This is a genomic window from Telluria sp. GW821-FHT07G12 (assembly GCF_059418525.1).
Genome location: NZ_JBWKQA010000001.1, coordinates 1,573,424 through 1,585,650, shown reverse-complemented (window position 1 = coordinate 1,585,650; position 12,227 = coordinate 1,573,424). Strand labels below are relative to the sequence as shown.

The window sequence follows — 12,227 nt, the reverse complement described above, 5'->3', positions numbered from 1 at the left end:
GTGCGTTCAGTTGATTCACCGCTATCTATTTTACCGCCTCCGCTGCCAAATATCATGAGCCAACCGTCTAATGTTTCTCTCTCCTACCGCGATGCGGGTGTCGATATCGATGCCGGCGATGCCCTGGTCGAAGCGATCAAACCGTTTGCCAAGCGCACCATGCGCGAAGGTGTGCTCGGTGGCATCGGTGGTTTCGGCGGCCTGTTCGAGATCAGCAAGAAGTACAAGGAGCCCGTGCTGGTGTCCGGTACCGACGGCGTCGGCACCAAGCTGCGCCTCGCTTTCGAGCTGAACCGCCACGACACGGTCGGCATCGACCTGGTCGCCATGAGCGTCAACGACATCCTGGTGCAGGGCGCCGAGCCGCTGTTCTTCCTCGACTACTTCGCCTGCGGCAAGCTGGACGTTGCCACCGCCACCGCCGTGGTGAAAGGCATCGCCCTGGGCTGCGAACAGTCCGGCTGCGCGCTGCTGGGCGGCGAAACCGCCGAGATGCCGGGCATGTACCCGGACGGCGAATACGACCTGGCCGGTTTTGCCGTCGGCGCCGTGGAAAAATCGCAGATCATCGACGGCAGCAAGATCGCCGCCGGCGACGTCGTGCTGGGCCTGGCTTCCTCGGGCATCCACTCGAACGGCTATTCGCTGGTGCGCAAGATCATCGAAGTCGCCAAACCCGACCTGGACGCCGACTTCCACGGCCGCAAGCTGGCCGACGTCCTGATGGCGCCGACCCGTCTTTACGTCAAGCCGCTGCTGGCGCTGATGCAGTCCATGGAAGTGAAGGGCCTGGTGCACATCACCGGCGGTGGCCTGGTCGAGAACATCCCGCGCGTGCTGCAGGATGGCCTGACCGCCGTGCTGGATTCGAAGTCGTGGACCATGCCGCCGCTGTTCCAGTGGCTGCAGCAGCATGGCGGCGTCGCCGACGCCGAGATGCACCGCGTGTTCAACTGCGGCATCGGCATGACCGTGATCGTCTCGAAAGAGAACGCGGACGCTGCCATGGCCCAGTTGCAGGCAGCCGGCGAAACCGTCTACCGCATCGGCGAGATCCGCGCCCGTGCCGAGGGCGAAGCCCAGACCATCGTCGCTTGAGCCCGGCATGAGCGGGCCGCAGCCGGTCTCGAACGAGGAACGCCTGCGCCGCGCCGGCCATCGCGGCGCGGTGGTCTGGATCACGGGCTTGTCCGGCGCGGGCAAGACCACCCTGGCGCTGGCCGCCGAGCGCGCCCTGTTCGAGCGCGGCTGCCAGGTGTTTGTGCTGGACGGCGACAAGGTCCGCAACGGCCTCTGCGCCGATCTCGGCTTCTCGCTGCCCGAGCGTTCCGAAAACATCCGCCGCATCGGCGAGGTGGCCCGCCTGTTCTACGAAGCCGGGCAGATCGTGCTGGTGTCGGCGATCTCCCCGCTGCAGGCCGACCGCGAGCGGGCGCGCGCCCTGGTGCCGTCGCCGTATTTTCTCGAGGTGTATTGCCGCTGCCCGCTGGCCGTCTGCGAAGAACGCGATCCCAAGGGCCTGTACCGCAAGGCGCGGGCGGGCATGCTGCCGGAGTTCACCGGTATTTCTTCCCCCTATGAAGCGCCCGAGGCGCCGGACGTGCTGGTCGACAGCGCGGAATCGTCCGTGGAGCAGGAAGTCGCGCGCCTGCTGGCCGAGCTGGAGCGGCGCGATATCGTTTCTACCCGCCATGGGATTTGTGACTGACAGTCACAAGTTGTTGTATTTCGTGTCGCTTTCTCACTGACATTGACTATTGTCAATGAAATATCCGACAAAATATTGCCCGCCGTTTACTTTTAATTCATCATCTCCGGATACCAATTAGTTCGCATTAGCGAACGAGAAACGTGTCCAAATGATGTCCAGTTTTCCGGCCCCGGGCCGCCGCTTCCATTTCATCTCCGGCCTGCCGCGCTCGGGTTCGACCCTGTTGTCCGGCATCCTGCTGCAGAACCCACGCTTTCACGCCGGCATGACCAGCCCGGTCGGTACGCTGTGCAGCGCCGTGCTGAGCCAGGTCAGCGCCGGCAGCGAGTTCGGCGCCGTGGTCGGGCGCGACAAGCGCAAGGAGCTGCTGCGCGGCCTGTTCGATTCCTACTATGCCGACATCGACCGGGAAGTCGTGTTCGACACCAACCGCGCCTGGTCCGCCCGCATGCCGCTGGTGCACGACCTGTTCCCGGAAGCGAAGGTGATCGCCTGCGTGCGCAACGTGGCCTGGATCATGGACAGCTTCGAGCGCATGTACCGCGCCAACCCCTATGAATCGACGCGCCTGTTCGGTGCCGCCGGCGCGCGCGGCACCGTCTACAGCCGCCTCGAGGGCCTGGCCCAGCACGAGCAGACCGTCGGCTACGCCTGGTCGGCCCTGCGCGACGCTTTCTACGGCGAGCATGCGTCCTCCTTGCTGGTGGTCGACTACGAGCTGCTGACCCGGGCCCCTGCCAAGGTCCTGCCGCTGGTCTACGACTTCCTGGGCGAGCCTTATTTCGAGCACGACTTCGAGAACGTCGAATACGACGCCGAGGAATTCGACCAGCAGCTCGGCGCGCCCGGCCTGCACCGGGTCAAGGCGCAAGTGAAATTCACGCCGCGCCCGACCGTCATCCCGCCCGACCTCTTCGACAAATTCAATCAGATGTCCTTCTGGAATGACAAGGCCGGCAGCGCCGCCAACGTCATTGCGCCCCAGCCTGCACAACAAGGAAAACAAGCATGACGTCCTCTGCGTTCGACCCCGCCAGCGACAACCTCGTCATTGCAACGCGCAAGGAGATTGTGTTCATCGAGGATAACGTTGCCGACTACCAGACCATCGCGGCGAATGCGGGCGCCGGGCGCCAGGTCGTGATTCTCGATTCGAGCAAGGATGGCCTGCAGCAGATTGCCGACGCCATGAAAGGCCTGAGCGGGATCGATGCCGTGCATGTCGTGAGCCATGGGGCGGAAGGCAAGATCGGCCTGGGCACCCTGACGCTGGACCAGTCCACGGCGGCGCAGTACCAGAGCGTGCTGGCAACCATCGGCAGCAGCATGAGCGCCGACGGCGACATCATGTTCTACGGATGCAGCGTCGGCGTGGGGCAGGGGGCGGATTTGATCGGCCAGCTTGCCATCGCCACCGGCGCCGATATCGGCGCATCGAGTAACGCCACCGGCGGTTCCAGCCAGGGCGGTGACTGGAACCTGGAAGTTACTTCGGGAAGTGTAGAAACCGTGCCCTTCGTCAGTTCAGCAATGGCGGCACAATATCAGGAACTGCTGAGTATTACGACTCCTACGACAATCACGTTCAGTGGGTCGGACGCGAACGCGGGGGTCTATGGCCCGAGCGCAGATTATTCGTACACTATTCCCGGCCAGCCTGGCTATACGCTCAAGGTAAACGGCCATCTTGAGGGGGTCAGAAGTTACGGCGCAGGTTACATCACTGCGTCACCGGGCATGTCTGAAGACAAAATCACGATCGCGTTTAACGGAGGCCAGACTTTCACGCCGACATCCGTGAACGTGAACGGAAATATGTCGTACGATCAGACGCTCGTCTTCACTGGTTTGAGGGCAGACGGATCTGAAGTTACCCACACCACCGTTCACGTTCCGGTCGGGGCCTCGATCAGTAATTTCGTCACGCAGAACTTGAACGGCTTCACCAACATCACAACCCTGGTGATCACGCCCCAGGCTGGAAACACCATCCGGTTTTTTCAGATGGATGACATGGTCTTTGCCAATGTCACTGCACCAGACACTACACCACCGACCCTGGCCATCACCAGCAGCAAATCGACGGTCATCGCCGGCGACACCGCGGCCATCACCTTCACCTTCAGTGAAGATCCCGGTTCGAGCTTCACGGCCGCCGACATCGCGGTCAGCAACGGCACACTGAGCGCATTGACCGGCAGCGGCTTCACCCGCAATGCAATTTTCACGCCCAGCGCCGGCATCAACGGCAGCACGGCCACCATTTCGGTCGCTACCAACAAGTATGCGGACGCCGCAAACAACTTCAATACGACCTCCAGCAGCCTGTCGATGACCGTCGATACGGTCGCCCCCACGGTCACGATCACCAGCAACCCGTCCACGATAGCGAGCAACGGCACCGCGGCCATCACCTTCACCTTCAGCGAAGATCCGGGGGCGAGCTTCAGCGCAGCTGACGTCGTGGTTTCGAACGGCTCCATCGGCGCGATCACCGGCAGCGGCTTAACGCGCAACGCCACATTCACGCCTTCGGCCGGTCTCAACGGCGTCGCCGCCAGCATCACGGTCACCGATAAATCGTATGCGGATGCCGCCGGCAACCTGGGCGCCGCCGGCGCCTCGCCATCCATCACGGTCGACAACGTCATTCCGAACGCGCCGACGACGCCGGTTCTCGACCCCAGCACCGACAAGGGCGTGTCGAGCAGCGATAACATCACCAACTGGACGACCCTGCAGTTCACCGGCAGCGCCGAAGCCGGGGTCACGACCGTCAAGCTGTTCGACGGCGCCACGCAGATCGGCAGCGGCTCGGTCAGCAGCGGCTCTTACAGCATCACGACAAGTTCGCTGGCGCCCGGCGTCCACACGATCACCGCCAGGGCCTATGATGCAGTGGGCAACGAAAGCAACGCCTCGGGTAGTGTCAACGTCACCGTCGACACCACGGCGCCGACTGTGTCCGTCTCGTCGAGCCCATCGGTTCTGACTGCAGGCGAGACCGCCGAAGTCACGTTCACGTTCAGCGACGATCCGGGCACGAGTTTCAGCTGGGACGGCTCGGCCGGCGACCTCACGGTCAGCGGCGGCACGCTGTCTGCAATCACCGGCACCGGCAATACACGCAAAGCGACCTTTACCCCGACCACGAACCTCGACAACGGCACTGCCAGCATCGGCGTCAAGGCGAACTCCTTCAGCGACACGGCGGGCAACAGCAATGCCACGACCGCCAGCACTTCGCTCACCTATGACACGAAGGCCCCGACGCTCTCCATCAGCAGCGACAAGGCATCCCTCAAGGTCGGCGAAACTGCCACCATCACCTTCACCTTCAGCGACGACCCGGGCGCGGGCTTCAACGACAGCAGCATCACGGTAAGCGGCGGCACCCTGTCCGCGATCAGTACCACCGGTGCCGTCCGCACCGCCACGTTCACGCCGACCGCCAATATCGATAACGGCACAGCCGCCATCGCGGTCGCCGGCGCCAACTACGCCGATGCGGCTGGCAACACCGGCGCCAACGCCAGCAAGAGCCTCACCTACGACACGCAGGCACCGGCCAACCCATCCGCGCCGGTCCTCGCCAGCGCCGACGACAAGGGCGATTCCAGCACCGACGGCATCACCAGCAAGGCCACGCTGCAATTCAGCGGCACCGCCGACGCAGGCGCCACGATCAAGCTCTACGACACCAACGGCACGACGCAAATCGGCAGCGGCTCCGCCGACGGCAGCGGCAACTGGAACATCGTCACGTCCTCGCTGGCCAGCGGTGCGCACACGATCAAGGCCATGGCCTTCGACGCCGCCGGCAACACGAGCAGCATCGTGACTGGACCGGCCATCTTTGTCGACACCACGCCGCCGACGCTCTCCATCACCAGCAGTGGGTCCACGCTGAAGGCCGGCGAGACCGCCACCATCACCTTCACCTTCAGCGAAGACCCGGGCACGAGCTTCAGCTGGGACGGCAGCGCGGGCAGCATCGCGGTCAGCGGCGGCACCCTGTCTGCGATTAGCGGCAGCGGCACCACCCGCACCGCCACCTTCACACCGACTGCAAATACCGACGCCGGCAGCGCCAGCATCAGCGTGTCGTCCGGCGCGTATCACGACCTCGCAGGTAACGACGGCGCCGCCAGCAACAACCTGACGCTCAGCTACGACACGCTGGTGCCAAATGCGCCGTCGGCGCCGTCCCTGGCCGTCAGCGACGATTCGGGCGCTTCGAACAGCGACTACGTCACCAACAAGAATCCGCTGACCTTCAGCGGTACTGCCGATACCGGCGCCACGGTGAAGCTGTATGACGGCGCTACCCAGATCGGCTCCGTGACCGCCAGCGGCGGCACCTACACCATCGCTGCCTCGGGCCTCGCCGAGGGCAGCCACACGCTAACCGCCGTCGCCGTCGACGCTGCCGGCAACGCCAGCGCGGCATCCGGCGGGCTGGTCATCACGGTCGACCGCACGCCGCCGCCGACCACGGTCGCCAGCGCGGCGCTGTCCGCCGACACCGGCAGCTCGACCACCGACATGGTCACCAAGATCGCCAGCCAGACGATTGCCGGCGCCCTGAGCGCCAACCTGGCGGCAGGCGAGCTGGTCATGGTCTCGCTCGATAACGGCGCGAGCTGGAACCCGGCCACCGCCAGCGTCGGCGCGAGCACCTGGGAACTGGCGGGCGTGACGCTCGCCGGCAGCGGCACCCTGAAAGTGCAGGTGGTGGACCTGGCCGGCAACGGCGGCGCGGTCTACTCGCACGCCTACGTCCTCGACCAGTCTGCGCCCGCCGCGCCTTCGGTACCTGACCTCGACGCCGCCAGCGACAGCGGCAGCTCGCACACGGACGACATCACCGGGGAGACCCTGCCGAGCTTCAGCGGCACCGCGGAAGTCGGCGCCAAGGTCACGCTGTTCGACGGCGGCATCGAAATCGGCAGCGTCGTGGCGGTAGACGGCACTTGGCACATCACCACCAGCAGTGGCACGCCGCTGACCCAGCGCGTCGGCGATTCCCCCCACTTCATCACCGCCATTGCAACCGACCTGGCAGGTAACACGGGCACCAACTCCGCCGCGCTGGAGGTGGTGGTGCGCACCACAGGGCCGGCTACAACCGTCGCCGACATGGCGCTGTCCGCCGACTCCGGTACAGCCGGCGATTTCATCACCAACCAGGCGAACCAGACCATCAGCGGCACACTGAGCGCGAACCTGGCAACGGGCGAGCATGTCGAGGTGTCGCGTGACGGCGGCGCCACCTGGAACACCGCCACCATCGCCACCGGCAGCAATGCCTGGTCGATCTCCAGCACGCTCCTGAGCGGTACTCACGACATCAAGGTGCGCGTGGTCGACGCGGTCGACAACGCCGGAACGGTCCATACCCAGGCCTACACGCTCGACACCGTCAAGCCGCAGGTCACGATCACCAGCGACGTGGCGCAGTTAAAGGCCGGCGACACCGCCGCCATCACCTTCACCTTCACCGAAGATCCCGGAACGAGCTTCGATGGCACCGATATCACCGTCAACGGCGGCACGCTGTCGGCCCTGAGCGGCACTGGCCTCATCCGCACCGCCGTCTTCACGCCGAATGCCGGCACCAGCGCCGGCACCGCCAGCATCAGCGTCGACGCCGGCAAGTTCGAAGACACCGCCGGCAACGCCAGCCTGGCCGGCGCAACGCCATCGCTCAGCTTCGACACGCTGGCCCCGGGCGCGCCGTCCACGCCGGACCTGGATGCAGGCAGCGACAAGGGCAGCTCCAGCACCGACAATCTCACCAACCTGACCAGCCTGGTGTTCAAGGGCACGGCCGAAGCCGGCGCCACCGTCAAGCTGTACGACACGGACGGCAGCACCGAGATCGGCAGCGGCACGGCCACGGGCGGCAACTGGACCATCACGACCTCGACGCTGGGCGTGGGTAGCCATACTGTCACGGCCAAGGTGTTCGATGCGGCCGGCAACGTCAGCTCGGTATCCGGCGACACCACCGTCACCATCGATACGGCCAAGCCGACCCTGGCGATCACCAGCGACGTCAGCCAGCTGAGGGCCGGCCAGACGGCCGCCATCACCTTCACCTTCAGCGAAGACCCGGGCGCCAGCTTCGACAGCAGCGACATCGCACTCAGCGGCGGCACGCTGTCCGCGCTGAGCGGCACCGGCGCCACGCGCACCGCCGTCTTCACGCCGACAGCGGACACGAATAGCGGCACCGCCAGCATCAGCGTCATCGGCGGCGCCTACCAGGACGCGGCCGGCAACGACGGCACGGCCGGCGCCATGCCCTCGCTGCACTTCGATACCCTGGCGCCTGCTGGGCCCGCACCGGTACTGGTGGCGGGCAGCGACACCGGTAGTTCGTCCAGCGACCGCATTACCAACGACACCACGCCGGTCTTTACCGGTACCAAAGAAGCCGGGGCCACCGTTACCCTGTACGACAGCGATGGCAACGTGCTGGGCACGGACAACAGCCCGAGCGGCGCGTGGAGCATCCAGAGCATCACGCTCAGCGAAGGCACGCACACGATTACCGCGAAACAGACCGACCTCGCCGGCAATGTCAGCGTCCTGTCGAGCGGCGTAACCATCGTCATCGACACCCACGCCGCCGCGCCTGCCGCGCCGGTGCTCGATCCATCCAGCGACAGCGCCACGAAGGGCGACAGCCTCACCAGCGACACCACGCCGACCCTCACCGGCAGCGCCGAAGCCAACGCCAGCGTCACGCTGTATGACAGCGACGGCAGCACGGTGCTCGGCACCGCCACCGCGGACGCCGGCGGCGCCTGGAGCATCACCAGCAGCGCGCTGACGGCCGGCAGCCATGATCTGACGGTGCGCCAGGTCGACGTCGCCGGCAATGCGTCGGCCGCGGGCGCCGCGCTCACCCTGAACATCGACAACGAGGCGCTGGCCCTGGCCGCACCTGTGCTGGTTCTCGCCAGCGACAGCGGCGCGCCAGGGGACGGCATCACGAAAGCCACGACGCCGACCTTCAGCGGCAGCGCCGAGGCCCTGGCCCAGGTCACGCTGTACGACTGCGCCACCGTCATCGGCAGCGTCCAGGCGGGTGCCGACGGCGCCTGGCAGATCACGTCAGCGGCCCTGGCGGATGGCGTGCATGCGATCGGTGCGCGCCAGGTCGACCGTGCCGGCAACGAATCCGGCGCCGGCACGGTCTTCAGCCTCACCATCGATACCGCGGCGCCGGCCGCGCCGGCAGCGCCGCTGCTGAAGGCGTCGAGCGACACCGGCAGCGTCGGCGACGGCGTGACCGAGAACGCCATCCCCGTCATCGAAGGCACGGCGCTGGCGAATACGCTGGTGACGCTGTACGAGACCGTCAGCGGCAGCAAGGTCAAGCTGGGCGCCGCCATGGCCGACGGCAGCGGCAAGTGGAGCGTTGCCACCGTCGGGCTGTCCACCGGCACCCACGTGCTGAGCGCCACGCAGACCGACGCCGCCGGCAACGAGTCGGCGGCCAGCGCGGGCTTCACGCTGCGCATCACCGAACCGCCGATCCCGATCGACGTGGTCGACGGCATGCCGGTCCAGGTCTTTCCGATCAGCCTGCCGGGCAATTTGCCGGGCACCTCGGTCTCGATCCCGGTCGTGGGCCTGGGCCGCACCGAGACCAGCGGCCAGGCCGGCGTCGCCGATATCCCGTTGATTAAATCGAGCCAGGGCGGGACCCTGCTGCTGGCCCAGCTGGCGCCGGGCTACGGCCTGTCGGCCAGCGGCGCCAGCGTGCCGGCGGCGAATGCAAGCGAACTCCTGATTGCCGCGATCAAGGCCGCCACGCCGTCCCATGCGCCATCCGACCAGGGCCACCTGACCGGCAACGGCCAGAGCTTCCTGGCCGGGCTGGGGGCTAGCGGCTCGCTGCTGGTGGAGACCGTGAAACCGGTCAGCAGCGCGGCGCCGGATGGCGTGCTGACCCTGAGCGGGCCAGCCGCCGGGGCAGGGCAGAGCACCGCCCTGGTGATCGACACCGGCGGCCTGGGCGCGGGTGCGACGATCGCGCTGCAGCAGGTGAACTTTGCCGCCGTGATCGGCGCCGCCAACGTCACCGCAGGCAGCGGCACGATCCTGACCGGCGACGCCGCCAGCCAGCACTTCACGGTGGCGGCGGGCGGCGCCGGTTCGCTGTTCGCCGGCGGCGGCAGCGATATCCTCAGCGTCGCTGCGCCGGCCGCCACAGGCCCGGCGCCGGCGGCCGGTGTCGCGCTGCTGCACGGCGGCGCCGCCAGCGACGCCGCCACCTTCAGCGGTGCGCGGGCCGACTACAACATCGAGTTCCACAACGGCTATGTGATGGTCAGTACGAAGGCGGCGCCGAACGTGAAGGAGATGGTGGTCAACGTCGAGCAGCTGCAGTTCAGCGACACCAGCATCGCGGTCCAGAACAATGCCGGCATGGGCACGCTGGCCGGTATCTACCAGACGGTGCTGGGCCGCCAGGCCGACGTGATGGGCATCGAGTACTGGGCCAACGTCCACCAGGCCGGCGCCAGCTGGGGCGCGATCGCGCTCAGCATGATCACCTCGAGCGAGCATGTGGCCAATCACGAAGGCTTCAACGGCGTGGCGGCGCACGATCTTGCTCTGCTCTACACGGCGATCTTCAACCGCGAGGCCGACGCCGGCGGGATGGCCTACTGGACTGCGGCGCTGGGCCGCGGGATGACCCTCGAGCAGGTTGCATCGAGCTTCGTGGAGTCGGCGGAAATGGTCGGCCACCAGCGCGCCGCGACGGACTGGGACTTCATCGTCGCCTGATCTTCGTCTCAGGCGCCCGCGAGGCGCCGCGCTTCCAGCTGCGCGTGGAGGGGCGCCAGCATGGCCAGCAATTGCGGCAGGTGCGGCGGCGCTTCGCTGGCCGCGGCCGGGTCGCCGCTGAACACGCGGGCGCCCGCCTTCGCGTGGAAGCCTGCGCGTGCCTGCAGCGCCTCCTGCTGTTGCGGGGTGGGCGCGAGGCCCAGGTCCGCCAGCAGTTCATCCCACACCACCGCGGGCAGTTGCCGGTAGTCCAGCAGGCGCAGCTGCCCGGCATGCGCCAGCGCTTCGCTGAAGATGTGGCGCAGCACGGCGGCGCAATAGCCTTCCAGGTCCCATGCTTCGACGCCGGCGCCGACCGCGGGCGGCAGCACCAGGTTCGGCACCATCTGCGGCCCGCGCTGGCGGCGGTGCGAGGCCAGGATCGCGGCCGGCTCGCGGTACAGGAACCAGAACGGCGTGTCCGGAAACGCCGCGCGCAGCAGCGGCAGATGGCGGATGTGCCAGCAGTCGAGCTTGACGATGTAATGGGTCTCGAGCGCGCTGCGGCGCTGGCCGAGGGCGCCCACGAGCTGGCGCAGCAGCGGCGCTGCCTGCGCATGCGGCAGCTCGCCATGCGTGCTGAAGAAGTCGTCGAGCACCGGCGGCTCGGAGTGCACCACGCATTGCGGCAGCGCGGCCAGCATCTGCGCCAGCAGCGTGGACCCGCAGCGTGAGCTGTGAAAAATGAAGAGGCTGGGCGCGAGTGTCTCGCCGACGTCCGCGAGCCGGGCGTGCGGCGTATGGCAGACCCGCCTTTCTTCGCGCGGCTGGGCGCGCAGGGTGTCGCCGAAGAAGGGTTCGGTAAAGCGCGCGGGCAGGTGGCGCCAGCTGACTGTCTGCTCGCCGAGCGCGACCGGGAACCAGTCGCGCATCGACGCCAACCCGGCCGGATCGGCCTCCGGCGCGCGCAGCCAGCCGCTTTCCATCAGTGCCGAACCGCTGCGCGCCATGACCGCTTTCTTTCCGCTCAGTTACGCGCCGGGTAGATGCCTTCGAGGCAGATGATGTAGTTCATGCCGAGCGAAGGCTGGGTCACGCCGACCTGGGTGCTTGCGGTGAACGGCACCGGAATCGCGCCAGTGCCGCCGGCGTTCTCGCCGGTCGCGGTGTCGATCTGTCCGCTGAGCTTGGTGGTGACGCTGCTCGCGTTCAGGGCCACGTTCGGGGTGACGCCGCCGCCGACGTAGATGTTGGCCGAACCGGGGCCGCCGGCGCCGCCCGAACCCAGGGCCATGCCCTCGAGCGGCGTGGCCGTGCCGACGGTGGTGGTGACGTTCATGGTGGACGTCGCGCTGAGCTGGTTGCCGGCAATGCTGACCGGGTGGGTGTGCTTCGGCAGGTGGGCAGCGTCGATGGTCACCGAGCCGCTGCCGTTGACGATCGCCGTCGTGTTTTCAGTGCCCCAGAGCTGACCAAGCACGACGGGGCTGAGGCCGGGGCCCTGGCCGGCGCCGACCAGGGTGCGCCCGCGCAGGTCCGGCAGGCCGAAGGTGGTCTGGCCATTGCCGCCATACGTGGTGCCAAGCAGCGAAAACAATGCCGAGTTCTGCGCAATCGAGAGCAGCTGTCCGTTGCACTGAGCCCAGCCGCGTGGCGCATAATTGAACCCAACCGCCATGATCGTTCCCATGAATGCTTCCATGCCATCCCCTTCTTTTAAGTTGTGAACCGG

The 12,227-nt window shown here is 66.9% G+C and carries 6 protein-coding genes; 4 read left to right on the top strand and 2 right to left on the bottom strand.

The features are described from left to right. Positions 1-54 precede the first annotated feature (54 nt). The 4 genes from purM (at position 55) to AC07PE_RS07305 (ending at position 10,516) form a co-directional block, all read left to right on the top strand. Complete coding sequence (gene purM, locus AC07PE_RS07320; protein WP_498762731.1) at positions 55-1,098, top strand: phosphoribosylformylglycinamidine cyclo-ligase; 1,044 nt, start codon at positions 55-57, stop codon at positions 1,096-1,098. A gap of 7 nt (positions 1,099-1,105) precedes the next feature. After that, complete coding sequence (cysC, locus tag AC07PE_RS07315; protein ID WP_498762730.1) at positions 1,106-1,708, top strand: adenylyl-sulfate kinase; 603 nt, start codon at positions 1,106-1,108, stop codon at positions 1,706-1,708. Between the two features lie 151 nt (positions 1,709-1,859). Further along, a complete protein-coding gene (locus tag AC07PE_RS07310; RefSeq protein WP_498762729.1) occupies positions 1,860-2,723 on the top strand; it encodes a sulfotransferase family protein in 864 nt (287 codons plus the stop codon). Beyond that, a complete protein-coding gene (locus AC07PE_RS07305) occupies positions 2,720-10,516 on the top strand; it encodes an Ig-like domain-containing protein (protein ID WP_498762728.1) in 7,797 nt (2,598 codons plus the stop codon). Before AC07PE_RS07310 ends, AC07PE_RS07305 begins: the two co-directional genes overlap by 4 nt. 8 nt (positions 10,517-10,524) lie before the next feature. On the opposite strand, the gene AC07PE_RS07300 is transcribed toward AC07PE_RS07305, so the two are convergent. Together AC07PE_RS07300 and AC07PE_RS07295 are read right to left on the bottom strand one after the other, a co-directional pair. Continuing rightward, positions 10,525-11,505, bottom strand: a complete 981-nt coding sequence (locus AC07PE_RS07300) for a sulfotransferase family protein (protein ID WP_498762727.1) — start codon at positions 11,503-11,505, stop codon at positions 10,525-10,527. A gap of 17 nt (positions 11,506-11,522) precedes the next feature. Next, positions 11,523-12,197, bottom strand: coding sequence for a phage tail protein (locus AC07PE_RS07295; RefSeq protein ID WP_498762726.1), 675 nt, complete (start codon positions 12,195-12,197; stop codon positions 11,523-11,525). Between the last annotated feature and the right edge of the window lie 30 nt (positions 12,198-12,227).

Bases quoted from the DNA above. Each gene is read 5' to 3' on its own strand.
- AC07PE_RS07300 (WP_498762727.1), bottom strand. From the start codon at position 11,505: ATGGCGCGCAGCGGTTCGGCACTGATGGAAAGCGGCTGGCTGCGCGCG.
- AC07PE_RS07305 (WP_498762728.1), top strand. From the start codon at position 2,720: ATGACGTCCTCTGCGTTCGACCCCGCCAGCGACAACCTCGTCATTGCA.
- AC07PE_RS07310 (WP_498762729.1), top strand. From the start codon at position 1,860: ATGATGTCCAGTTTTCCGGCCCCGGGCCGCCGCTTCCATTTCATCTCC.
- cysC (WP_498762730.1), top strand. From the start codon at position 1,106: ATGAGCGGGCCGCAGCCGGTCTCGAACGAGGAACGCCTGCGCCGCGCC.
- AC07PE_RS07295 (WP_498762726.1), bottom strand. From the start codon at position 12,197: ATGGAAGCATTCATGGGAACGATCATGGCGGTTGGGTTCAATTATGCG.
- purM (WP_498762731.1), top strand. From the start codon at position 55: ATGAGCCAACCGTCTAATGTTTCTCTCTCCTACCGCGATGCGGGTGTC.